The organism is Acaryochloris sp. CCMEE 5410 (assembly GCF_000238775.2).
Lineage (GTDB): Bacteria > Cyanobacteriota > Cyanobacteriia > Thermosynechococcales > Thermosynechococcaceae > Acaryochloris.
Genome location: NZ_AFEJ02000001.1, coordinates 720,063 through 744,021 on the forward strand (window position 1 = coordinate 720,063; position 23,959 = coordinate 744,021).

At 46.1% G+C, this 23,959-nt stretch carries 19 protein-coding genes and 8 pseudogenes; 13 read left to right on the plus strand and 14 right to left on the minus strand.

Features of this window, described 5'->3' with window-relative positions:
- Positions 1-72: 72 nt before the first annotated feature.
- Together ON05_RS03120 and egtC are read right to left on the minus strand one after the other, a co-directional pair.
- A complete protein-coding gene (locus ON05_RS03120) occupies positions 73-1,362 on the minus strand; it encodes an SUMF1/EgtB/PvdO family nonheme iron enzyme (RefSeq protein ID WP_010477514.1) in 1,290 nt (429 codons plus the stop codon).
- Positions 1,352-2,164, minus strand: coding sequence for an ergothioneine biosynthesis protein EgtC (egtC, locus tag ON05_RS03125; RefSeq protein WP_010477516.1), 813 nt, complete (start codon positions 2,162-2,164; stop codon positions 1,352-1,354). Before egtC ends, ON05_RS03120 begins: the two co-directional genes overlap by 11 nt.
- 125 nt (positions 2,165-2,289) lie before the next feature.
- Between egtC and ON05_RS03130 the strand changes: the two genes are divergently transcribed.
- Entirely contained in the window at positions 2,290-4,770 is a 2,481-nt protein-coding gene (locus ON05_RS03130) for a response regulator (protein WP_010477518.1), read from the plus strand.
- A 109-nt stretch (positions 4,771-4,879) separates the two neighbouring features.
- On the opposite strand, the gene ON05_RS03135 is transcribed toward ON05_RS03130, so the two are convergent.
- Both ON05_RS03135 and ON05_RS03140 read right to left on the minus strand, forming a co-directional pair.
- Positions 4,880-7,855, minus strand: a complete 2,976-nt coding sequence (locus ON05_RS03135; protein WP_010477520.1) for a GAF domain-containing protein — start codon at positions 7,853-7,855, stop codon at positions 4,880-4,882.
- Between the two features lie 18 nt (positions 7,856-7,873).
- Positions 7,874-9,211, minus strand: a complete 1,338-nt coding sequence (locus tag ON05_RS03140; protein ID WP_010477521.1) for an AAA-like domain-containing protein — start codon at positions 9,209-9,211, stop codon at positions 7,874-7,876.
- A 484-nt stretch (positions 9,212-9,695) separates the two neighbouring features.
- On the opposite strand from ON05_RS03140, the gene ON05_RS03145 reads away from it, so the two are divergent.
- From ON05_RS03145 to ON05_RS03165, 5 genes are all read left to right on the plus strand, one after another.
- A complete protein-coding gene (locus ON05_RS03145; RefSeq protein WP_029315478.1) occupies positions 9,696-10,052 on the plus strand; it encodes a hypothetical protein in 357 nt (118 codons plus the stop codon).
- Positions 10,053-10,194: 142 nt separating this feature from the next.
- Positions 10,195-10,566 carry a PadR family transcriptional regulator gene (locus ON05_RS03150; RefSeq protein ID WP_010477524.1) on the plus strand — a complete coding sequence of 124 codons (372 nt, stop codon included), beginning with the start codon at positions 10,195-10,197 and terminating at the stop codon, positions 10,564-10,566.
- A gap of 321 nt (positions 10,567-10,887) precedes the next feature.
- Positions 10,888-11,250 (plus strand): cell division protein SepF, encoded by a 363-nt coding sequence (locus ON05_RS03155; protein WP_050857520.1) that lies wholly within the window; start codon positions 10,888-10,890, stop codon positions 11,248-11,250.
- Complete coding sequence (locus tag ON05_RS03160) at positions 11,204-11,512, plus strand: transposase (protein WP_010477526.1); 309 nt, start codon at positions 11,204-11,206, stop codon at positions 11,510-11,512. Before ON05_RS03155 ends, ON05_RS03160 begins: the two co-directional genes overlap by 47 nt.
- Entirely contained in the window at positions 11,512-12,135 is a 624-nt protein-coding gene (locus ON05_RS03165) for an IS3 family transposase (protein ID WP_262562135.1), read from the plus strand. The genes ON05_RS03160 and ON05_RS03165 overlap by 1 nt, the downstream gene beginning before the upstream one ends.
- A 103-nt stretch (positions 12,136-12,238) precedes the next feature.
- On the opposite strand, the pseudogene ON05_RS03170 reads toward ON05_RS03165, so the two are convergent.
- From ON05_RS03170 to ON05_RS03210, 9 genes and pseudogenes are all read right to left on the minus strand, one after another.
- Positions 12,239-12,706, minus strand: a pseudogene (locus ON05_RS03170) (IS630-like element ISAcma35 family transposase); the annotation flags it as partial.
- Positions 12,707-12,884: 178 nt separating this feature from the next.
- Positions 12,885-13,703, minus strand: a complete 819-nt coding sequence (istB, locus tag ON05_RS03175) for an IS21-like element ISAcma26 family helper ATPase IstB (protein WP_085945281.1) — start codon at positions 13,701-13,703, stop codon at positions 12,885-12,887.
- Between the two features lie 430 nt (positions 13,704-14,133).
- Positions 14,134-14,232: pseudogene (locus ON05_RS38355) on the minus strand (hypothetical protein); the annotation flags it as partial.
- Positions 14,233-14,480: 248 nt separating this feature from the next.
- Positions 14,481-15,116, minus strand: coding sequence for a hypothetical protein (locus tag ON05_RS38360; protein ID WP_396148587.1), 636 nt, complete (start codon positions 15,114-15,116; stop codon positions 14,481-14,483).
- 257 nt (positions 15,117-15,373) lie between these two features.
- Positions 15,374-15,923: pseudogene (locus tag ON05_RS03185) on the minus strand (IS630 family transposase); the annotation flags it as partial.
- A pseudogene (tnpC, locus tag ON05_RS03190) lies at positions 15,920-17,342 on the minus strand (IS66 family transposase). The pseudogenes tnpC and ON05_RS03185, both read right to left, overlap by 4 nt.
- A gap of 126 nt (positions 17,343-17,468) precedes the next feature.
- Positions 17,469-17,585 (minus strand): annotated as a pseudogene (locus ON05_RS03195) (IS630 family transposase); the annotation flags it as partial.
- Between the two features lie 36 nt (positions 17,586-17,621).
- A pseudogene (locus tag ON05_RS03200) lies at positions 17,622-18,457 on the minus strand (transposase).
- Between the two features lie 41 nt (positions 18,458-18,498).
- Entirely contained in the window at positions 18,499-18,771 is a 273-nt protein-coding gene (locus ON05_RS03210; RefSeq protein ID WP_262561128.1) for a hypothetical protein, read from the minus strand.
- An 81-nt stretch (positions 18,772-18,852) separates the two neighbouring features.
- Between ON05_RS03210 and ON05_RS03215 the strand changes: the two are divergent.
- Positions 18,853-19,119, plus strand: a pseudogene (locus ON05_RS03215) (transposase); the annotation flags it as partial.
- A 122-nt stretch (positions 19,120-19,241) separates the two neighbouring features.
- Positions 19,242-19,304 (plus strand): transposase family protein, encoded by a 63-nt coding sequence (locus tag ON05_RS03220; protein ID WP_262562137.1) that lies wholly within the window; start codon positions 19,242-19,244, stop codon positions 19,302-19,304.
- Between the two features lie 40 nt (positions 19,305-19,344).
- Here ON05_RS03220 and ON05_RS03225 read toward each other — a convergent pair.
- Positions 19,345-20,868, minus strand: a pseudogene (locus ON05_RS03225) (IS5 family transposase).
- A 124-nt stretch (positions 20,869-20,992) separates the two neighbouring features.
- On the opposite strand from ON05_RS03225, the gene ON05_RS03230 reads away from it, so the two are divergent.
- The 5 genes from ON05_RS03230 (at position 20,993) to ON05_RS03250 (ending at position 23,921) form a co-directional block, all read left to right on the plus strand.
- A complete protein-coding gene (locus ON05_RS03230) occupies positions 20,993-21,655 on the plus strand; it encodes a transposase family protein (protein ID WP_262561129.1) in 663 nt (220 codons plus the stop codon).
- Between the two features lie 62 nt (positions 21,656-21,717).
- On the plus strand, positions 21,718-21,987 hold the full coding sequence (locus ON05_RS03235) for a hypothetical protein (RefSeq protein ID WP_010470716.1): 270 nt from the start codon (positions 21,718-21,720) through the stop codon (positions 21,985-21,987).
- Positions 21,988-22,102: 115 nt separating this feature from the next.
- On the plus strand, positions 22,103-22,393 hold the full coding sequence (locus ON05_RS03240) for a DUF4090 family protein (protein WP_010470713.1): 291 nt from the start codon (positions 22,103-22,105) through the stop codon (positions 22,391-22,393).
- A complete protein-coding gene (locus ON05_RS03245) occupies positions 22,383-23,099 on the plus strand; it encodes a DNA alkylation repair protein (protein ID WP_010470711.1) in 717 nt (238 codons plus the stop codon). Before ON05_RS03240 ends, ON05_RS03245 begins: the two co-directional genes overlap by 11 nt.
- Before the next feature lie 138 nt (positions 23,100-23,237).
- Positions 23,238-23,921, plus strand: a complete 684-nt coding sequence (locus ON05_RS03250) for a formylglycine-generating enzyme family protein (protein WP_255345078.1) — start codon at positions 23,238-23,240, stop codon at positions 23,919-23,921.
- The last annotated feature ends 38 nt before the right edge of the window (positions 23,922-23,959 follow it).

The window sequence follows — 23,959 nt, forward strand, 5'->3', positions numbered from 1 at the left end:
CAACAGGGAGGCAACACAACGGTCACCTTAGGTTCCCAACCACTGTAAACCATCCCCAACAAACCCGCACAATCACCCATAGGCACAGCGAAACCCTGCAAAATGAATTCGAATCCGAGGCTCATACCAATTACGGAAGGCCCCCCGAAGGACAGGGGCCTGGGTAGCCCAACTCCCCCCTTTTAAGATGCGATGCTGGTGATCAAAATAAGCCATGGAATAGCCTTTATAGGGATAGGGGTCAAAATCAGGAAAGGGATGAAACCAAGTATTCGTCCATTCCCAAACATTGCCTAGTAAATCAAAACAACCATAGGCACTTTGCCCTTTTGCATACTGATGGACGGGGGTCGTCCCCCAATGCAAGCCCCCATGATTACAGTGGTGGTTTTCCGGGGTCTGGTTGCCCCAAGGATAGATTCGCTTGGTGGGTAGATCCTGGGGGTTAGGCTGCCAACAGGCTGCCTTCTCCCATTCCGCCTCAGTTGGCAGGCGTTTGCCCACAAACCGAGCATAGGCATCTGCTTCATACCAGCTCACCCCACAGACGGGATGATCGGCTCCCCCCTCGGCAATCCAATGGGTGGGATGGTTAACGGGATTCTCTTGTAACCATTGCCATCCCTCATCCGACCAAAATTGGGACTGACGATATCCCCCCGCTTCGATGAACTGTTGATACTGGCCTTGGGTCACGGGAAATCGATCGATCCAAAATGCATCCACCTGAACCCAATGGGCTTTTCTTTCGTTATCGAGGGCTTCCACACCGTCATTGCCTAAGAGAAACGGTCCCCCTTCAATGGGAACCATGTCTTGATCTGGCAGGGTGGGCTTCTCTTCAGAGGTACTGGCAGCAGGCCATGGCTTATTCTTGGGTACAAACGAAACGGGCTGTAATTGTCGGTGATGCAGTTGGAGCACCCAAGTGATCGTCTCGCAATGCTGGCTTTCGTGCTGGACTAACCAATGCCATAGCCAAGCCCGAGTGTCTAGAGGGGCTTCTAGCAAATAGTCCCAAACTTGACTCCGGATTTGCTCTAGATAGGCACATATTTCCGCAAAGGAGGGCAGGTTTTGGCGCTCAGCCTTCGGTAAGCCATCCGCCGCAAATAACCGCCGATACTCAGGAAACAGGGGGGCATATCCAGCTTCATGTTCTAAAAGCCACAGTCCTTCCGTAAAGCCAATATGTCCCAAATGCCACCCCACCGGGCTAAAGTCAGGATTGGCTTGTAGGCGAAACGTCTCTTCGCTGATGCCTTCAAAAAGCTGAAGGGTGCGGGTGCGGGATTGGGTCAGGGTTTCCTTAATCGCTAATTGCAGTGGTTCGGTTCCAGAAAATAGTTTCTTAGAGGGCATGGGTGGCGATTTCTCCCCTGGGATTGATGGTTAATAAGCGATTGGCTGGAATGGATTGCCAACGCTCCCCAAACTGCGATCGCATCTCTACATCGGCATCCAAAGGCTCCGATGCCACCAGCACTCCTTTCACTGGGTGGGTCACCTCTAACCAGTACAAAGATGGAGGCGGATCGGGATAGGCATAGCGAGACACGGTCATAGATTCACCATCACTGAGCACAATATTCAGGCTCACCCGCACCTCATAGGATTTTGCCCAAGCTTGGATCTGGTGCAAGGATTGGGTCAAAGCCTGGGCCAGGGTCTGGGTCGGATTTTGGGCCAGGGTTTCATAAATTAAAGCCAGAATATGTTCTGAGTCCGTCGTTCCTTCAATACTTTGGTAGCGTTCGTCACTGAGGCATTCTCGCATCGGTCGATAGAGGGTTTGACGGAACTGATCAATAAAGCCATTGTGAATCCCCAGCAATTGGCGATCGCCGAAGGGCTGGCAATTACTGAGCTGCAGGCTTTGTCCCAGGGTGGCGCTGCGAATATAGGCGAGAAAACTCCCGGACAAAATATAGCGACAGAGTTCCTCAAAATTGGGATCATTCCAAATGGGTAAACTATTGCGATACCGATAGGGGGGGTGTTGGGAGGCTGGCTTATACCAGCCCATACCAAATCCATCGGCATTAATTAAACCCGCCGTCATTTCTTTGGGCTGGTAGCTCTGGGCCACGAGGGAATGGCGGGGGGCAATGAGAAAGGTATCTAACGAAACCGGTTCACCTAAATAGCCCAACAAACGGCACATAGAGAGGAACGTCCTTATCCATCAGTGAACACTGTAACAAGGTCAATGCAGGTCTTTGAAGGAGCATGCCATAATTACGTCAGCCTTATCCCTCTTTGTTTGATCAGTTGAGGGAATCAACGGTTATGCCCATGTCCCACCAGCCCGCTGATCCATTCGACATTGCGTCCCCTTTGTCCTTGGCCAATCCCTTCGCGGCCTTTATCGACCAAACGGTTGATATTTTTGTGGCCTACGACCAGGATCTGCGAATTATCACCATCAACCGCATCGGGGCACAGCGGTTGCAGCGACCCTATGAACAAATCCTGGGACAAACCAATCAGCAACTCTTTGGACCTCAGGCAGAACTGATCGATCCGTTTCTGATATCGGCCTTAGAATCTGGGGAACGAGTGTTTGCTGAACAAGAACTTGTGTTTAATCAGCAGCGCTACTATTACGACACGATTTATACTCCAACCACAGATGCCCGAACAGGCGAACGGCAGGTGTGGGGAATTTGCCGAGATATCACCATCAAAAAGGATCTACAAAAGAAACGGGAAGCTCTCCTCAAACAGCAAACCATCCAGATCGAGGAGCGATTTCGGACATCGTTTAATAATGCGGCCATCGCCAAGGCATTAATTGCCCTGGATGGGTCATGGCTTCAAGTCAATCCAGCCCTCAGCCAACTCCTCGGCTATGACCCAGCTGAATTGCTGAAGTTACGCATTGAAGACCTCACTCACCCGGAGGATCAAGACATTGATCGGCATCAAGTCCGCCAGCTACTAATCGGCCAAACGTCTAGCTACCAAATTGAAAAACGGTTCCTCCATCGTTTAGGCCACACTCTGTCCGTCCTTTTAAGCGTCGCCCTCATCCGCAATTCCCAAGGCAACCCCTCCTATTTCATTGCTGAAATGCAGGATGTTACCCAACGCAAACAAGCCGAAGCCGCCCTGTATCTTCAGCTCCAGAAAACCCTGCAATTGCAGACTGCCCTCCAAACCAAAAACCAAGCGCTACAAGAAAGTAGCCAAGCAGCCCAAGCGGCGAACCTAGCTAAAAGTGAGTTTCTAGCCATGATTAGTCATGAAATCCGCACGCCCATGAATGCTGTCATTGGCATGACGGATCTACTGAAAGATACTCACCTCGATCCCCATCAGCAAGATTTTGTGGAAACGATTCGAACCAGCGGTGAGTCACTCCTCAATATCATTAATGACATTCTCGATTTCTCCAAGATCGAGTCGGGGAAACTAGAACTAGAGCTTCACCCTTTCCCTCTTTCCACTTGTATTGAAGAAGCCTTAGATATCGTTAATTCCAAAGCGACGGCCAAAGGGCTGGAACTGGCATATTTGATTGAACCTGGAACCCCCAATCATATCCAGGGAGATGCCAATCGTCTCCGGCAAATCCTCGTTAACTTGCTGGGGAATGCGGTGAAGTTCACGGCTGATGGCGAAGTGATTGTGACCATCTCTGCCCGAGATGTTGCCACTGCTGAAATGACCCCGGAAGTTCCTTTATTCCTCCATGAACTCCTCTTTGAAGTCAAAGATACCGGTATTGGTATTGCGCCAGAACATCAGCAGAAGTTGTTTCAGTCCTTTTGCCAACTGGACTCTTCCATTACCCGGGAGTATGGTGGAACGGGCTTAGGATTGGCCATTAGCAAGCAACTCTGCGAGCTGATGGGTGGAACCATTTGGGTGGAAAGTCAGGTGGGAATAGGCTCAAGATTTTTCTTTACCATTGCCGCTTCTGCCTTACCCGGCCTGGAGGATCACCGAGCCACGGAGTCCCAATTTCAAAACAAGCGGGTTTTAATCGTCGAGGACAACGCCAGTACGGGGCAGATTCTTTGCCAACAAGTCCAGGCATGGGGTTTAGTTCCTACCCTGGCTTCTTCTGGCTTGGAGGCGTTGGCATGGGTCAAGAAGGAACGTTTTGATGTTGCGATCGCAGATCTGCAACTCCCCACCATGACCTGGTCCCGACTCCTATCTGAACTAACCCAAAATCATATCCAAGCCCCGCTTCCAATTATTGGCTTATGTGCCATCGGGGAAAGTGCTGCCGTCTGGCAATATCAGCCCCTGCTATCCGCCTCCCTCAGCAAACCGGTTAAGCAATTTAGGCTCTACCAAACCCTTCTTAAGGCGCTCTCCACCCACCAATCTGATCTTACCCAGCCTTCCATATCCCAACCCCCTCCCAAACCAGCGCCCTCCTCCGTCAGAATTTTGGTAGCAGAAGATAATGTTATTAACCAAAAGGTCATTCTTAAACTGTTAGACCGCTTAGGTTACCAGGCGGATTTAGTCACCAATGGCTTGGAGGTACTCACTGCCCTGCAAGAGCAATCCTATGACGTGGTGCTAATGGATGTACAAATGCCGGAGATGGACGGCATCACCACGGCCCAGAGCATTTGTGAACAGTGGGATAAAACGACTCGGCCTCACATTGTGGCCATGACAGCCAATACAATGCAAGGCGATCGCGAGTCCTATTTAGCTGCAGGCATGGATGACTACATTGCCAAACCCATTCGTCTTAAAGGACTCGAACAAATATTGTCAGAATTCACAGAGGCAAAGTGCACCTAAACAAACCAGATTTCATACCAAAATTTAGAAATTTATCTTATCAGTTGAGGGGATTGTAGCGAATCTCAATACCTCGGAATACCTCCAAAGAAATAACCGCAAGGTTTCTCTATATACAAGCTAAATTCTCTAGTGCTCTGTGGCGCTCTATCGCAACTTTGACTAGATCGGTGGCTTTAGCAACTAAATCAATATCTCTCGAACCAGGTGCTCTAGGTTCTCGATAATACATAGCAAAGGTGGCTACAACTTCATCATTGATGATGATTGGAGTAGACCAACATGCTCTGAGTCCATACTGTAAAACTACATCCTTGACTGATTGACAACGAGGATCAGTAGCAATATCCGTGATTGTAACGGTTTGTTTTGAATAGGCAGCCGTCCCACAGGAACCAACCATGGGTCCAATTTTTAAACCATCAATGGCTTGATTGTAAGCTTCAGGTAGGCTTGGAGCAGCCCCATGATGTAGCTTGCCAGTAAAATTATCTAACAAGAGAATAGAACATAAAGATTGATCTGAAAGATCCTCAATCATCTTAGCCAGAAGATTTAAGGTTTCCAAAAGAGCTGCTCCCTTGGCAATCAAGTTTAATACCTTATTCTGTCCATCCACGAAGTCTTGAATCCATTTACGTTCAGAGATTTCCTGATGGAGTTGATGATTCTGTCGATCCAATTGGAGCATTTGCTCCTTTCCTTTTTCAATGAGCTTAGCTTGTGCAAGAGCAATTCCTACTCTCAATGCTACAGATTCAGACAATTCAATTTCTTCTTGAGTCCAATGCCTAAATCGATCACATTGTTGGATCAGGATCAATCCATTGGGTTCGCCGTGACAGGACGTTCGAATGGCAATCATTGACTTCAAGCCAGTAATATTAACCCCATCTGGCAGAGGTTCCATCAGAGAATTTGTATGTACATCTGGAAGAGAAATGGCTTTATCGTTCGCTAAACTCTCTCGTACAAAAGGGATATCAATGATGGAACGACTCCAATCCAGCGAAGAAGTGAAACCTGTTTCACAGTATTCCGCAGCCCATGGTAGTTGAGCAGTTGGATTGGGTAAGTAAGTATAAATTAAACAGCGATTGGCTTGGAAGACTTTGCCAATTTGATTTGCCGTGGTTTGCAATATCTGTGTTGTGTCAAGACTCTGTCGGATTTTCTGAGTAATATGCTCCAAGAGCAATACTTGCTCTAAATGCTTTGCTAACGCTGCCTCAGTTTTCTTCCTCGTTAGTTCTGCTCCCGCACGAGCAGCAAAAATTTTTAGAATAACAATCTCATCTGAAATATTTTCTTTAGACGGCTTTGTATCCATCACAGCCAAATGGCCTAAATAGTCTCCCTGGCTATCTAAGATAGGTATGCCGAGATAGCTATGAGCATTTAAAGGGATTAAATAGGGATCGTTAGGGAATAGGGTTTGGAGAGAGTGAGGATAATGGCAGATTTCAAGCCTTTGAATAACCTGCTCACAGGGAGTTCCAGCAATCTCATACTCCCAGCAATTGCCCAACTCATCATCACCACTGTAAGCCAAAGTCATGGCATGGGTGTGGTTTTTATCATCCAAGACAGCAATGAGAGCGTACTCAACATCTAAAATTTCAGCAAGGCAGCGCACACAGGAGTAGAAGAATTCATCTCCAATTTTGGCAGCGGTACCTTCCATAATTAAACGCAAGGCGTCTTCTCGTCGTTTTTGCTCTATGTTCTTAGCGCTTTCTAAGGCTAAACGTTCTTCAACAAGTTGCTTATCTAAGGCTTGGCTCGCGGCAAGGAATTGATAGTCTTGATTGGTTAAACTTCTTCCTAAAGACCAAGCTTGAGCATCAGCTAATGCCTGACCTCGAAGCAACCGAGATTCATCCTGAGCACCAGAATTCATCCAAGCAGTCAATGCCTCAGAGTACGGCCTTAATTCTTCCAGTTGGTCTTGAACCCACATCTGATCAAAAACGAACTTGTAAATGCGGTTTGAAACTTTCAATAAACCATTTCGCTTAACAACTAAGCCTGAAAGTAATAATTCCACTTGAGTATCGCTATTCGTTTCAGCTAAAACTCCATCCTGGAGAATATGCTGATACATTCCTAATAGTCGGGTGGCTTTATGTTCGTTTCTTAGCAGTCGAGTATGAATAGTACGAAGATGTTCGGGGTTATCTTGAGATTTCCAATTTTGAATGATATGGGACTGAACAATATGCTCAATAAAATCCTTAATAGAATATTGAGAGTCAGATAAAAGAGCAGGTGGACAGTTGCATTTTTCTTCAACTTCAACATGCTGGACAACAATTTGACAGAGCTTTTGAGTTAAGAAAGGCTGTCCATTTGTCCAAGATAAAATTTCTTCCAAAAATCTATCGGGGTGATCGTACTTATCTACCATTCCTTGTACAAGAGAATGGCATTCTTCTAAATGGAACCCATTTAATTCAATGGCTTGGCCAGTGTTAAAGGGGGTGCGATTTCGATCTTGGATTAAGTCTGAGGGTGTGGAAACCCCAAACAGGGCAAAGGCCAGGCGATTATATTGAGGATTATCTGCTCGTTGGTTATAACATGACCGGATGAGTGCAAAAAAATCATCCATGGGGAAATCGAGACTGAGGATACTATCAATTTCATCGATGAAGATGAAGATCTTCTCACCTGCAATATGGGTCAACAGTACATTTTCAATAAAAAGACTCAGCTTTTGAACAGGAGTCAACCCATATTGTTGTTTCCACCAATGATTGAAGTGAAGTGTTTCCTGTAAATTGAATCCGTAAAATATTTCATTGGCAACTCCTTTATACCACTGTTCAGGTGAAGTCCTTTCGCTGCCAATGCTCGTGATATCGATCGATACCGAATTATAACCAGCTTCTCGAAGTCTGTGTCTAACACGAACTCGTAAACTAGATTTACCCATTTGACGTGAATTAAAAACGTAGCAGAAATCACCTCTCACAAGGGCGTCAAATAATAAAGAATCGGCTTCACGTTCAACATAACTTGGAGAATCAATGCTGAGGCTACCCCCGACTTGGTACTCATAGTTCTTGTGGTTGTTGGATAGCATAAACCTAAACCAAATTTCCTAAAATTGACTTGTGCAATTGCGAAAATATCGTCTATATAACTCGCACATTGGTACCACTTGATCTTTTTCAAATCGAATCAAGCCCAGGCTTTCGAGCTTATAAGCTGAAACATATGGTATTGATATGGGCTGTTCCACAGACACAATCTCTTTAAAGTGACGAGCTAATTCAGGATGCTGTTGAAGCGTAAACAACTGGTTACTTAGATGGCTGCTAAAGAGTCCAGTCGGTATCGGGGCATCATCAATAAGCTCCTGAAGAGAGAGATCTTTATGAAAAAGGTGATAAAAAGCCAGGTTCAATAAATAGGGGTGACCTCCACATAAGTCACATAGGCAGGATATTTTTGTTCGACCAGATTTACCTTTTGTCCAAGTACAACCATATCTATCTGCTAATTCTTGGACCTGATCGACAGTTAACGCTTGTAACTGAATGGGAAGGCCTACATTAAAAGGGGACTGATTGAGATTGAGGGGGATATAGGCTTCCGTACTATGGGCAACAATGAGTCGGAGTTTTTTCCATACCTCAAAATTATTCGCTTCTTCATGCCAATACCTCAGCATGGGCAGAAAGTCTTGAGCTGTTTGAGAATACTCAAACAATCGATCTAAATCATCCAATGCAATCACGAGGGGATCACTCAGTTGGTTTAGGATGTATCTTCTAAAATAATTCGTGCAACTTACTTTGCTGCCTAGGTCTCTATCCCAAAATTCATCAACTTTCGATTGTATTTGGAGTTGATTAGTCAAGTTCAAACATATCCACCTCAACAGCTTGTCTAAACTCATGAGAATAGATTGATCTGCCTGATTAAAATTTAATCTAACTGTATTAAAATTTTGTGACTCGGCATAAACTAATATCCTGAGCAGTAAAGAGGTTTTTCCCCACTTTTTTGGTGCTTTTATCCGAATGAGGGATCCAGGTCGGACAACCGTTTCATAGGACCGTTTCTCGGCTAGGTTCCTCTTGATGTAAAAAGGTGATTCCAAGGGAACTGAACCGCTGGGGAAATCAGGTATAGGATGAGATTTCTGGCAATATTCTGTATCAGGGGTATTCTGGGTGTCAGAATTATGGCTTTGTTGCCTGAGGACGGAACGAAAGTTACTTTTTGTGACTTTTTCTAAAAATAAATCCGTTAATTCAAGCCAAAGCTGCGATCCGACTCGCCGAATATAGTCATTGTCATATCCAGCTAACGCCGCAATATCTTGATACGTAAGTCCCTTCCAGCATTGCTTAAAGATTAACTCCTGGAGAGCATTAAGACGTTGGGGTGCAAGCGCAACATCAATAATTTCTAGTGCTTCATCAACTGTCATTAGATGTGATTCACAGGTCTATATCCATCAAAGAAGTCGTCACACCAATCCTAATGTACAGAACCGATTGGTGTGAATAGTATCTCTTAAAATCAAAAGTAATGACTATAACCATGAAATCCTCAACATCAAGCACACAATTAGATAGCTTCTCATAAGAAAAATAGTAACAATATCACACAGACTTTTTTAATATTCAGGTACAAGCTAGTAACGAGGAGCAATCTTGCAATTCACTAAGTAAATAAAATCACTTGGCTCAATATCATAAATTCATCTACCTTATTGGGACTCTCACTGAAATAATCTATATTGAATCAATCCCAAATCAAGGTTGGACTATTTTATGAGCAGCCTTTTCATTTCGATTACTTTTCCTGGTTAATTTAGTAGGTGATACTGCCTTCCATGAAGAACATAGAGTATATAAAACAACTCACCATATTGCCAACATAAATACTGATTAGTTTTTGAGAGATTGAAAGTGATAGCAGACGATATCATAGAATACTATTTACAGAATTATCAATCTAAAATAAGCAAGATTTCATTGTCTTCGCTATGCTCTTCTATCATAGAATCTTGGCTTTGTGTTGACGTTGATAAAAAGGTAATCATCTTTGGTCAAATTCACAATCACCCAAATCATCCATCATGTAAAAGGCTAAAAACCTCACCGATCCAGGGTTATTTTTCGAAAAATGGTCGTATTTATGTGAATACCAAGAATTCCATGTACGAGCTTGGTTTACCACATCAAGATTTTGCTGGAGATTCAAAGTTGTTTTTAGAGGATGATCAGGAGCTGAAATGGGAAAAACTAACCTATTGGACAGAATAAATTATTCTCTTGAATAGCTAAGTAACTTTGTGCTTAATTAGTATGTATTTCGTATAAATTATTTAAGCTTACTTCCCATAAAGTCAGTTGAACTGGTAAATAGTCTTGAACATTTTTGCTCAATTATCAAAGGTTGATTATATTGAATTTCCAGGATATCTTTAGTTACTTCCAAAGCCCACCCCCCATTTATTTAAATAGAGAAGTTGCTGTTTGCTGTATTCTCACAATTTTAATTAAAAATGGTGAATCCTATGGCTCTGCTCTCATGCAATATGTAGAAACCGAGTATCCACCCTACCGTTTATCCGATACGGTTCTATATAACTCATTGAATTTTCTTACCCATGAAGGTATTGTTACTTCTTATTGGAAGAATTTTCCCGGAAGAGGTCGGCCTAGGCGTATGCTGATCATCCCATCAAGTCGACAGAATGAAGCCAATCAGTTGTCAAAGCTTTGGCTCGACTTTCTGGAACTGAATAGCCGAAAATATGCATTGGCAACCATCTAATTTACTGATGCTAATTTCGTTGATTTTTAATGCCTAAAAATTATTGAGAATGCTTAGCTCATTGAAGGCTCTTTATTTTGAGATCGGCCCTAGTAGGGATAGGCAATGGTGTTTTAGCGGAGGAATTTGTCTTTAAGGTTTTCAAAGATACTGCATTCTCAATCAGCTTATTTCAAAGACTTCCAATCTTTTCCTTCATATCTCTAAGCTTCAAAAACGAAGAATATTTTTATTTGATTTTGGACAGTTCTCATGGGTATATAGGCGCAAAGATCCCATAAAAAAATGGAGAATGTCTCTAATGAGTGTTGTTATTGAACCATGAATAATCTGATACCCATTCATGACCTTGCTTGTGAAATAGTTTTGTCTTATCCAAATACCTTTGCTGAAGCGGCGATCGATGCACAAGCCTTAAAAAAGGGACAGCTATTGCTCGTCAGCTTAGGCAATTTACCCTATGAATCTGCTCAACGGATTACTGACTTTCTAGCAGGTAGTACCCACTCCCTTATGGGTCAGGTTAGAGAGATTGGCAATGGTGTTTATCTGTTCGCCCCGCCTAGCATCTCTATTCTGACCTTTACTCGAAAAAGTGGACATTCCCGAAGAGTCGATAACCTAGGAGAATGTTTACATGACACAAAGACCCCGTCGAACCTTTACTACAGAACAGAAGGCTGAGGCCGTCAAAATTGTTCAACAGTCTGGTAAATCTGTTAATCAAATGGCGAGAGAACTGGACTTAACCCCGAGTGCCTTACGCAAATGGATCAAACAAGCCCAAATTGACCAACACCCTATCCCCGGTGGCCCCTTGACATCTGCTGAGCGTCAAGAACTCAACCAATTGCGTCGAGACCTCAAACGCGTTCAGATGGAACGAGATTTCCTAAAAAAAGCAGCAACCTTCTTTGCTCAGGAAAGCTCAACCCCTATGAGTTAATCAAAGCAGAGAAGGTGAACTTCCCCATTGTCTTGATGTGTAAAGTCCTCAAGTTATCGAGAAGTGGCTACTATGCCTGGGTAAAGCGAAAGCCCTCCCCTAGACACCAGGAGAATGAAATCTTGTCAGAGCAGATTCAACAGATTCATGATGAGAGTCGTCAAACTTACGGCTCACCCCGAATTCATGCATCGTTGGTTGAAAAAGGATTTCCAGTCAGTCGCCAACGGGTGGTCCGACTCATGGCAAAGCTAGGGATTTGTGCTCAAGCGAAGCGTCCATTCAAAGTCACTACTCATTCTGAGCATGATGGGCCGATGGCCCCGAATATCCTAGACAGGACGTTTACGAGCGAGAAACCTGACCAAGCTTGGGTTGCAGATATCACCTATATCTCGACCCATGAAGGATGGTTATATTTGGCCGTCATTATTGACTTGTTCTCTCGACGAGTCGTAGGTTGGTCCATGGCTGAGCATATGCGGACACAATTAGTTCTCAATGCCCTAAAGGCTGCCTTAGGACAACGGATACCAGCACAGACTGGATTAATCTTTCATTCTGACCGAGGCAGTCAATATGCCAGTGGGGACTATCAACAGGCTTTAGGGATCTACAAATAAATAAGGTACCCATCAATTGGGCACAATCTTGATATCCCATTTGGGTAACGCTTCAGAACATAGCCATTGTTGTTTGTAGGCTTCTAGTGCTTCACCACAGTGATTATGACAGGGTAGTTTGGGGATAGAGTCGGCTGAGTTTAGTTCGTGCATCATCCACTGTAAATAACCAATTAACCGTCGTTTTATCTCGGTTACGCCTTTGTTCCCATGCGGTGACCTCATGCCGGAGTTTTTCAATATCAGGAATTCGTCGATTTAAGCACTGCCTAGAAAGAGCCGAAAACTCAAACTCAACCATATTGAGCCAACTGCCATGTTTTGGAGTGTAGTGAAACTGGATGCGACTGAGAATCCTCAAAGCTTCATCAGGTTTGAAGGTTTTGTAGAGTGCAGCGGGAGTATGGGTGTTGAGATTGTCTAAGACAACGTGCACTTGTTGAGCATCAGGAAACAGACCATCTACTAGATACTGCATGCACACCCCAAAGTCCTCACTTTTTCGATGCTCAGTCACCTTCAAATGTCGCCAACTTTTAAGCGGTTGAAAAAAGCCAAATATATTACAAGTTATTGGATGTCAACCCCATAGGCGATGTCGCGACAACCAAAAGTCGGATCAGCCCCTAAAATTGAACCGTATTATTTGGCGCACACCTCCTTTGCGCTAGCTCTTTTTCAGACCTAACACGACACTTTCAGATCAAAACGACAACCCGTGATCGAAATGACAACCTGTGATCGCTCGATTATTTGGACTGAGATTTTTGAGGTTGAGACTGAGTTTGAGTAGTCCTCTGAGTCGCTGATTTACGTCGATAACTATCGGCTTGAATTTCGATAATCAAACCGTGATGAATTAAGCGATCAATGGCAGCCACCGCCATCATCGAATCAGTAAAGATGTCGTCCCACTGGCTAAAGGGTTGGTTGGCTGTAATCAACAAACTCTTACGTTCATAGCGATGCGCAATTAATTCAAACAGAACGGATGTTTCCGCTTCCGACTTTTTGCAATAGCCCAAGTCATCCAAGACCAATAGATCATAGCGGTCCAGTTTTTTGAGCACCGGATGCAGCTGCAGTTGGAGCTTAGCCTGTTGCAATTGTTGGACCAATGCATTGGCTGCAAAGAACTTCACCCGTTTACCAAACTCCAGCATCTTTTGGGAGACCCCAGTAGCCAAATGTGTTTTTCCAACGCCCGAAGGCCCCAGAAGGAGGCAGTTCTCGGCCCGCTCCAACCACCCTGGATCTGCGGCTAATTGCATTAAGGGAGCTGGATTGAGCTGGGGGCAATGGCTAAAGTCAAAGTTGGTAAAACTTTTTGCGTTTGGGAGTCTGGCTTCGGTGAGAGCTCGCTTTAGACGAGCTTGTTCTCTTCGTTGAGTTTCCGTTTCGCACAAGGCCAGTAAGAATTCCGCATAGGACCAGCTTTCCTGCATAGCTTGGGATTCGATAGATTCCCAATGGGTCAGCATGTGGGAGAGCCTGAGCTTTTTTAAATAGAGGCTCAGGTGTTGGTAGGGGCTTAGCGGGGACTGAGTAGGAGGGGAGGAGTTTGTCATAAAGGTCGAGGGAATGTTGTTCAATGCTGAGGTCAGGAACCTGCTTCATCTGAGGAGGCTCAAACTGCTTTTTCAGGCGATTGAGGGTGAGACTGGACGCCTGGAGTTGCTGCTGTAAGTATGCTGCTACGGCCTGCTCTTTATCTTGAACTGCAGCAATATAGAGACCTTCAACGATGATTTTGGCAGCCTGCTCCAGGTCAAATTGAGCTTTGAGCTGTTTCCAAATTTGGCGGTATTCAGGATTGGGAAGTAGGTCTGATTGCCAGGTGCAATAGATAAAAGCACGAGGCTTCAATCGCATTGAACCAATCACATGGCGATAGTTGATGCAACGGTCTCGACGTTTGCCTTTGCCACTGACGCGTTTTCTTGGCAGTTCCACAACCGGGTGTCGTTCCAGATAGCCGACAATCCGGTCGTGGTATAGATGCAGTTCCAATTGACGGCCAATTAGCCGAGAAGGAACGGTGTATAGAATGCAGCGGACATCAATGGTGCTGCGTTTGCTGACTTTGGCCGTGAGCACTTCATAGTCAGGGGTTCGATATTTAGGTAAGGGTTGCAGATGCTCTTTTTCCTGCTCATACTTGGTTTGGCACTGCTGATTTAACTTGGCGACCTGTGCATCAATCAAGGCTTGATATTCAGCAACGCTCGTAAAATCTGCACTGCCGCGCAGATAGATCGCCTGCTTAATTCGGTTCTTCAAATGACCATGGGGAGACTCGATTGAACCGTTTTCATGGGCTATACCTTTGTTGTTACGAGTGGGTTCTAGCCGATAGTGGTCACACAGTTCGTCGTACAAACGCGTGAGATTTTGGACCGACGGCCGCCCATGTTGCGATAGGCTGCACTCAAACTATCGGTACGATGCTGTTTAGGAACACCTCCACAGGCTTCAAAGGCATTTTGTAATCCTTCTGAAAGGGCGACAAAGCTTTCGCCTCCTTGGATAATCTGGGCATATCGCCAGCCGCTATATCCCAGACGGTAATGGTATATCAGATGCTCAAACGGTTTACCGGCAATGGTAATCGTGATGCCCTTGAGTTCTGTAAAATCGGAGAACCCTTGTACCCCTGGTTCATGACGTAGTTCAAACATCACTTCAGGGCTCGGACCATGCAAGGCTTTCCACGTTCTTACCCGACGTTGCAGGGTCCGCAGGACTTGGGGATACTGGCCTGGATATTTATCCTGCAGATACTCGTACAGGGTCATGGGTTTGAGGCGCGGATCTCGACGCAGCATTGGCTCTAGCTCGTCTTCCCACACATCCGCCAAGGGGTCAGGGACGGTGCGTTGGTCCTGCATGCGGCCGCGATTAGGTTGATGGGTACCGGCCTCAATTCGTTGGCCGGTTCGGGGGGATATTTCGGCAATGTAAGCTGCATCAGCTTGTTTCAAGCCGAGGTCTCTTCCGTTCATATAAACACGAGTATGATAGGAATCAATTGTTTGTTAGGCACTTGTACAGCCCTCTATCGAATGGGGATGTTAAAAGTGTCTTTTTTCTTGAGATTAAATTCTAGAAACGCGATCTCACACATCGTTTCTAGAGAATTGAGATTTTGTTTTATCCCTCTCAGGGGATGGCTGGTTTCTTCATAGCTATAGCCGACACGACATCGTCATTAATCCGTCAGCTCGATTGTCGTCTAATAACAAGTGCCCTTGCGCTCATATTCATGGTCGTAGCGTTGGGGACGACCGGGCTTTGGTGGACGGGGCACCCGGGTTTCGCCAATCAGTTGGCAAGGCCGTTCATCAAAACAAACAACAGGCTCCTCAGGATGGTAGGGTTGGGCATACAAATCTAGAACGTTCTCCATCCGCCAAACAAAGTCTGCGCCTACAGTAGAAAAACACCACTGCTCTTTAGCCACGGCTTAAGCTGTTTTTTTCGAGCGTGCGTCGCACCGTTTCATCCGATAGGCTTTCGACGACGTTGAGTTCAACTAGCCGTTCTGCCAATAGCTGCATGGTCCACCGGCAACAACCGGTAGGTGGGTCGCTACAAGCTGTCGCAATGAGCAAGGCCTCTGCTTTGCTATCGAGCTTCTTTTGCCCCCCTGGTCTGGGCCGCTCATTGAGGGCGAACTCCACACCACCTTCCACAAATTTCTGGCGAGTACGATGCACGGTAGAGATGCCTGCATTGAGCATTTGAGTAATGGTGTCGTCTTTGTGTCCCTTATCTGCCAACATCGTTACTGCCCAGGCTGAAGCACTGGTCTAACAGGATTGTCAGCAAAAATACTTTTGAGTGCATCCAGTACAGGGATATCTTGCTTTCTCAAAGTTGAAATATAACCGCGAATGCGGCAGAACTGCTGGGCACCTGCCAAGGAGCGAAAACATCCCGATATCTTCTGCTTCAACTTCATCATGCGGATATCGCGCTCAGCCTGATTGTTATCAAAAGGCACCTGAAAATCATACCTAAACGCCAAGACAGCAGCTTGGTGCTTTCGAAGTCGGTCGAGCAAGTTTTGGGTGTACTCTGCTTCTGCTTGCCTCGTTTCTTGGGTGCATTTTCATCGACGGTTGGCATTGGATTATGCTTGAATCCATCGGCTAACACTTGGCGATACCGCTGCTCAAACGCCTCGACTTGTCTCGCATCGAGAACGCTTAAGTGTTCAGCTTTTGCCCGCTCTACCTCAGCTTTGATATCTAGCAGCAGTGAGATCATCTCCTCAGCCCAAGGTTGTTTGTAGCGTTCAACAATAAATCGGAGTTCGCGCAAATGATGGGCATTGCATAAGCTATGCGTACAACCATAGCGGGCATAGCTCTTCCAACCATCATGAATACTCGTGCCCGTAAAGTTTGGCAGAATATCCATTTCGTCCATCGCTGCTGTGCCGCGTTTGGCATGGACAAAGTAGTAGGTTAATCCACTCGTACAAGCGACATGCAGCCACCACAACTTGCTGTTGACTCGCAACCCCGTCTCGTCAAAATGTCCCACAGCTGCTTGCTCAATAGCGTCTTTGATCTGGGCTTCAATCGGTTCTAATTGCTGGGCACAGGTTGTACGGGTGTTGCACAGGGTTCCTTCAGAAACCTGACAACCCAAGAGGTCTTTAAGCAGTTCACGGGTGCGCTCAAACGGCAACAGTTGAGCCTCCATCAAATACACCATCAAGCCTTTGAGATTACTGCCATACTGAACCACATTGGTGACATCGCTGGGGAATTTACCCCGGTTCAAGGTTTGACAGTGCTCACAATATTTGACTTCTGCTTGATGCTCGATGACCTGTAATGACAAGGAGGGCAGCTCATGAACCTGGCGCAGTTCATACTCAAGGACGGCGACCTCTGTTAACGAGGCACCACAGCCTTGACATTGAGTGACTGGATGTAACACTACGGCATCGACGGTTTCACGCCATTCCAAGGTACTACCGGGATGGCCTTTTGACCCCCACTTTTACGCTTACTCTTACCCCGTAGACTTTTGGTCCGCTTCCCAAAGCCATCGCTTGAGGGTGGTTTACTACTGTTCCGACTATCTTTGCCAAGATGCTCTTCTAGTCGCTCTATCCGTTTAATAAGAAGGGTGACCAGCTCAACAACTGCATCCTCTCCTTGATGGTAGATTGCTCGAATATCAGATTCACTAATTTTCTGGTCAGAGACTTTCTTGTTCAACGAATGAGTACGGATTGACTGCTGGTGTGCTTAAAACATAGTCTCAGATAGAGTTATACCTTCATTCTCAACACAATGATTTAAGCCTGGGCAGTAACCCAACATCAAAATCTGGGCTCGTTTCATTTTTCGCGCTGACAAGGTTCCACGTCGGGTGAGTTGCATCAGCTCACTGCGTTCTTCAGGCGTTAGCGTCACAATATATTTATCAGGCATGATTGGTTGGCTAAAAACAGCTAGATTGTTTCTAGCTTACCTATCTAATTCAGTGTGGTCGAGCACTAGCTCATCTGAGGGCACAGTAATGTTCTTTTCATAGGTGCCCTCAATCAAATGAACCAAAGGCTTCAATCCATTCCAGGTCATATTCGATGCCCACTGGACAGCCGTATCAATGGAGTTGAGGATAGTGCCATTCCAATATTGTTCCAAGGCTGCCCAACATCGCTCAATCGGATTGTATTTGCTGTGATAGGGCGGATAGTAAATCAGATGAACCGATAATCGTGTCATTTGGACAAACTCAACCATACGCTTGATAAATTGTGTGCGGTTACTGCGCACTGCAGAGCCGCCATCAAGGTTAATTTCTAATCCCTCTATCTGAGGATAGTTATCGTGATGTTCGCGCCACCAAGCCTCTAAACAATCAACAATAAAATCAGTAGTTTCAGCAGACTGACCAAAGTAAATTGACAGTTGCCCTGCGAGCACATCGAGAATCCCGAAGGGTACCAAAATAGCGTCCCAATGGTCATCATGGTCATTGGCTTTTGTCGCGTCTAGGGTACGAGCTTTGCCGCCACGAGAGAGGTTGCCAATTTTAACTTTGGCTTTGCTATCAATCGAGATGCGCAATAGGTTGGGGGCCGCATCGGCAGCATAATTGGCTTGAGCGACATTTGCGAAAATCGCATCGGTTTGCGGCAGTTTTTTCAGGGGTTTAACTTTTGGGTTTTTAAGCGATAACCCATTCGATTCAATAGATTGCCGATGGTTTGACGGGTTGGTAATGCCTCATCGCTGTAGCCTTTCTCCTCAATCAATGCCTCACGCACGGCCCTGGCACTGATACGGGTGTAGTACAACGTTGATTTGAACTTCAGATCAGCTTGGGCTTCACCATCAACTAAATCCGAATGTCAGTTGCTAAATGGGGTAGTTTCGTTTCGCTAAGCTGACGACCTCGGGCTTGATAGTTGTCAACGCATCTAATGCCAGTCCGTCGTTCATCAAGGCCCAGTTGAACACTGGTACGTCTCCAACCTAAATGACGCTCAGCTTTGCGGGCAGAGCCGTCCAGGTAGTCTTCAGCCACTTTTGCCATGAATGCTCGCTTGTGTGGGCCTGTCAGTTTCTTGGCGGCATCTCGAAACGTCTCTTTTATAGGGGCATCTAGCATCAGATATCCTCAAAACAATCGGTCAATCATGTATTGACTTGTTTCTTAGATTCGCAGGTACTTTATTTCTTAGCAAGTCCCTTAATCAAGAAGGGAATCACTTGTAGTATGAGTCGTCGAGCCAATTGCTGGGATAATGCGGTGGCTGAAAGCTTTTTGGGGACCCTCAAAACTGAGTTAATTTATCCCACAACGTTCCCTAATCGAGCGATGGCTAAGACGGCTATTGCAGAATGGATTGAGGTTTTCTACAACCGACAACGACTTCATTCAACCCTTGGATATTGCGCCCCTGTCCAATTTGAAGAAAATTACTGGAGGACACGAAATCAAACACTCGCAGCTTAAATGAACTGTCCACTTTTTCGAGTAAAGGTCAAGCAACGTTTCAGCGTGAAGGACGCAAACGAGCTTACGGTGGCGGCAGAACCGCTCATTTGAGAAGCCTTGAGGATAAGTTGCTATTCATCTTGGTCTATTTCCGCCTATATCCGACCCAAGAAGTCCAAGGATATCTATTTGGGGTTTGCTGAAAAAGTAAATTGAGCTAATTCCTGGCATCAAATCGTACAATCAACCCAGTTGTGACGGCCAGGGCCATATTCCTTCACTGGCCCTAGAAAAGCCCCAAGGCAGCCCTGGCAGCTCCATAACGCTTTCCAACACCAGCAATCCCACCCAAAATGAATGATAAAAGGTGGCGGAGCCACCGCTCTAGATTCATCACCAAGAACGTGATAGCAATCGCACTAGCAGCCGTATCCGCTAACTTCGCCATCACTCGATTCAAGCCAATCTTCGCTTGGCCTGCCCAAACTTGCCCTCAATTTGGACTCTCACCTTTTCGTCCTCCCGTGCTTGTTGCTTGAGTTGGCCCTGCACCTGGGGGTCTTGTTGAGGTCTTCCTAACGGTGGTCCACTCAATCGGATACCTCGAGCTTTACACCATCGTCGATTAGCTCGGGTTCGATAGATTTGGTCGGCATGGACTGAGAGAGGATAATGGCCAAAGCGACGATGAAAAGCTTCCACTTGATATTGAAGATGCTGGGATTCATTGAACGCATCCCAGCTTAAACGTTCCAGAAACACACATCCGTTGACACAACTGAGGGATAGCTTGGCCCCAAACTCAACAGGTACTCCAGCTTTGCCTCGGACCATCGGTCGGACATGAGGCTGAGTGAGGCTGACAATACGGTCATCTACTCGACGCACGTGCTGTTGATACATCCACTCTTGCTGTCGAAAGACTTCATGAATCACCAGCAACAGACGGTACTGTCGCCGGGACAGTCGGGACAGAGACGCTCCTAAAGCTATCAATCCATCAATGTGGGCTAGATTCCGACGCACATAGCCCAACTGCTGACGAATCCCTTTACGAATCAGCTTGCGACTCGGTTGACGTTTCTTGGCAATGGCCAGATAAGCTTTGCGGGCCTTTGGCGGTAGGTGCGAGGTTTGCCCTTGAGAGACAGCATGACTTGAGCATATAAAGCATCAAGGATGGCTTCACTCGCTTTGCGGGCATCATTGAGCAGATCTAAGTCTGTCGGATAGCGAATATCGGCTGGCGCACAGGTCGCGTCTATCAACAATTGGCCCTGGTTGGGAGGGCAGGAGGCTCATCTTCGTCATCTTCAGGAGAAGGAGATGACTCAGGGGACATCACAACAGGAGAACCCTCAGATGCGAGCACTGATTCCACGACTGCGTCGTTGACTTGAGTCAGTAGCTCTAGATTCAACCGTTGGCGAAAGTGAACCAGCATGGAGGCATCAAACGGAGCACTCTCTCGATATTCACTAAACCCCAGAAAGTACTGCAAGTAGGGGTTCTCTCGAATCTGTTCTACGGTCTCTGCATCGGATACACCCAGTTTCTCTTTGATGATTAAGGTCCCTAAGGCCACACGAAAGGGTTTGGCAGGTGCCCCATGGTCTGACTGAATTGCTCTGCATACTCTGACTCAAAGCTCTCCCAAGGAATCAGCTCGGCGAGTTTGACCCAGCGATTCTCTTCTGATAGTTTGCCTCCGAAGGGCAAGTAGAAGTTCTTAAAGGACAGTTGACCGGGGGATGGACGACGATACATTGGGGTGCATGTGCAAAGGTTTTGAGTATTTTGAACGATTTTCCTTGCACTTCTCAAGGGCGCTCAACACTTGGATACACTGCAAATATTCAACCTTAGACTTTCGAAGCAAGCCCTATTTGGGATGAGTCAAGCTCAAGCGAATGAATGGATCCATCGACTCAGTGGTGTGCTCAATCAAGCCTTAGGTTATGAGAAGCAACTGCCAGAGTGGGAACCAGCGAACCTAGAAGCAGTGCTTGACGGCTGCCCAAGCTTAGAATTCATGATTGATGGAACAGAACGTCCCATCAATCGACCGAAGGATAAGAAGGACCGCAAGACCTATTACAGTGGCAAGAAAAAAGCCCACACGGTCAAAAACAATATCATCAGCGAACGAGGAGGCAAGGTATTGTTTTTGAGTGATACCTATGAAGGCAAAAAGCATGATAAGAAGATTGCTGATGAAGAAGGGTATCGGTTCCCAGAAGGGAGTAAGCTTTGGCAAGATACTGGGTTCCAAGGATTTGCCCCAGGTGGGGTGAGCATCAAGCAACCGAAGAAGAAACCTCAAAAAGCAGAATTGACAGATCCACAGAAAGAGGAAAATCGACAAATTTCAAAGGTCCGAGTTGAGGTGGAGCATCAAATTGGGGGGATTAAACGCTGTCAGATAGTGGTTCAGAAATTTAGAAATTGGGTTGACCATTATGTTGATGATGTGATGGAAACGGCTTGTGGGCTTCATAATTTCCGGTTGACTCACCGGCGCGGGAAAATTACCGGGCAATTTGGAACTGCCTAATCACAAACGTGAAAGTAAAAAGCGCTTCTGCAAGGTGTCTATGCTATTTCCGATAAGGTCTAATGGCCGAGCACTTACAAGTTGAGTTCATCCAAGCCACACCATCTCAAAATCTTTTACCCTCCTCAGCTGAGGCGTCTGACAGTACCATGATCTTGCAGGATCTTAAACACCTATCAACAGCATGGCAAATTCAGCTTCTCAAAGCATCCCAATCCCTAGACACCTTAAAAATCGAGCAGCTTCTCACTCAAGTCCCTGCCCAGTATGCCCCTTTGACCCAGATCCTCGCTGAGTTTGTCAAAGGTTACAGATTTGATCTGAATCATTGATGCCCTCGAACGTCTCAACTTACTCTCCCATTCTTAACATTCAGTCTTCCTTTTGCCCTATCGCCTATTACTAATTCACTGATACAATCCCAAGGTGAACTGAGCAAACCTTGACATGGCAAATCCTTCCAACACAACGGGTGCAGAGGCTGTTGATGCTGCTATCTCAAATGGTCTCGATCTCGATGGCTCTCCTATCCCCGCTGCCAAACTCAATCTCTACAAACAGGTGATGGGCCTAGAGTCTAATCGGCAGCGCAGTGGCGTATCGAATACGATGCGATCGCGGATTGTCCGCATTGGAGCCAAGCATATTGCTCAAGCCGAACTCAATCAAATGCTCTTGGATGCCGACTTCGCTCCCTTAAAAGATAAGGAAATCGCTTTTTATTACGGTGGCAAATAACCTGACTGCGGAAGCTGTTCATGAACAGCTCCTATCCCTAGCCAATCCAGAGATTGCCGAGCATTCTCAGCGATTCTTTAAAACTGGGGCAGGTGAATATGGCGAGGGTGATCAGTTCTTAGGAATCCGGGTGCCTGTGCTTCGGCAGCAGGTCACTCGATATCAAAAACTTCCCAATGATGAATTGATTCGTCTTCTGCAATCCCCTTTTCATGAAGAGCGCTTGTTTGCTCTTCTCATCTGGGTGAAGCAATTTCAGACAGGCTCTGAAAAAGAACAAGCCCATCTATACGATCTCTATCTCCGCCATACCCAGTTCATCAACAACTGGGATTTGGTGGACAGTTCTGCCTATCAAATCGTGGGAGCGTTTCTAGAAAGGAAAGATCGTCAACCCATCTACCCCCTTGCCCAATCTCAAAGCCTATGGGAGCGACGGATTGCGATGATGGCGACCTTTCAATGGATTCGCAACCATGATTTCGAGGATGCATTAGCGATTGCCAAACTACTACTACACGACAAAGAAGATCTCATCCATAAAGCCGTAGGCTGGATGCTGCGGGAAATTGGCAAACGGGATTTAGAAACGGAGAAAGCCTTTCTCAAAGCCCATTACCAGGAGATGCCCCGGACAATGTTACGGTATGCCATTGAGAAATTTCCCCAATCTGAACGACAAAGATATTTGAAAGGGTTAGTTTAGCTGGCCAGGAGATCAACTTCATCTCCTGGCCAGCATCGACACAAATAAGAATACACTGGGGGCTAAATCAGCTTTTCTACCCAACAAACCGCCTTGCAGCTCTATATTGAACACCTTGATCAGCAACCCTTTATTCATATGGTTGAGATACCAGGAGGGGAATTTATCATGGGGGCATCTGAAGAAGAGGACGGAAGTTGGGATAGGGAACGGCCTCAACATCATGTGAGCATCACCCCATTTTTGATGAGTCGATTTACTGTGACTCAAGCCCAGTGGGAAGCCATCATGGAGTCAAACCCTTCCCAATTCAAAGGAGCAAATCGGCCCGTCGAAAATATTACTTGTAATGAAGCGGTGGACTTTTGCCAAAAACTGTCCCAGAAAAGTGGCAAGAACTATCGCCTTCCGAGTGAAGCAGAGTGGGAGTATGCCTGCCGAGGCGGAACGTCGACCCCCTTTCATTTTGGAGAGACGATTACCCCCGCCCTTGCCAACTATACTGACGCTTACGGTTCCGAGGGAGAGAATCGGCAACAGACAACAGAGGTCGGATATTTTCCTCCCAATGGGTTTGGTTTATACGACCTGCATGGGAATGTTTGGGAATTATGTCTGGATACTTGGCATGAGAACTATAAAGGTGCACCAACAGATGGGAGTGCCTGGATGGATCAGAATCCCAAATATCATGTAGTCCGTGGTGGTTCTTGGATCAGCGGTCCGAGGCTCTGTCGCTGTGCGAATCGCGGTCGCAGTCCTATTGCTGGCCTGATTCAGGGGTTTCGGATTGTCTGCTCTATCCCCAAGTCTGTTGAGTAGCCCGCAAGTTGCGATCGCATCTCGGTATTGAATGTGCT

Coding starts and splice junctions, on each gene's coding strand:
- ON05_RS03135 (WP_010477520.1), bottom strand. CDS start 7,855: ATGCTATCCAACAACCACAAGAACTATGAGTACCAAGTCGGGGGTAGC.
- ON05_RS03230 (WP_262561129.1), top strand. CDS start 20,993: ATGAGTCAAGCTCAAGCGAATGAATGGATCCATCGACTCAGTGGTGTG.
- ON05_RS03250 (WP_255345078.1), top strand. CDS start 23,238: ATGGTTGAGATACCAGGAGGGGAATTTATCATGGGGGCATCTGAAGAA.
- ON05_RS03210 (WP_262561128.1), bottom strand. CDS start 18,771: ATGCTAGATGCCCCTATAAAAGAGACGTTTCGAGATGCCGCCAAGAAA.
- ON05_RS03120 (WP_010477514.1), bottom strand. CDS start 1,362: ATGCCCTCTAAGAAACTATTTTCTGGAACCGAACCACTGCAATTAGCG.
- istB (WP_085945281.1), bottom strand. CDS start 13,703: ATGACAAACTCCTCCCCTCCTACTCAGTCCCCGCTAAGCCCCTACCAA.
- ON05_RS03140 (WP_010477521.1), bottom strand. CDS start 9,211: ATGACAGTTGATGAAGCACTAGAAATTATTGATGTTGCGCTTGCACCC.
- ON05_RS03235 (WP_010470716.1), top strand. CDS start 21,718: ATGGCCGAGCACTTACAAGTTGAGTTCATCCAAGCCACACCATCTCAA.
- ON05_RS03160 (WP_010477526.1), top strand. CDS start 11,204: ATGACACAAAGACCCCGTCGAACCTTTACTACAGAACAGAAGGCTGAG.
- ON05_RS03155 (WP_050857520.1), top strand. CDS start 10,888: ATGAATAATCTGATACCCATTCATGACCTTGCTTGTGAAATAGTTTTG.
- ON05_RS03240 (WP_010470713.1), top strand. CDS start 22,103: ATGGCAAATCCTTCCAACACAACGGGTGCAGAGGCTGTTGATGCTGCT.
- egtC (WP_010477516.1), bottom strand. CDS start 2,164: ATGTGCCGTTTGTTGGGCTATTTAGGTGAACCGGTTTCGTTAGATACC.
- ON05_RS03130 (WP_010477518.1), top strand. CDS start 2,290: ATGCCCATGTCCCACCAGCCCGCTGATCCATTCGACATTGCGTCCCCT.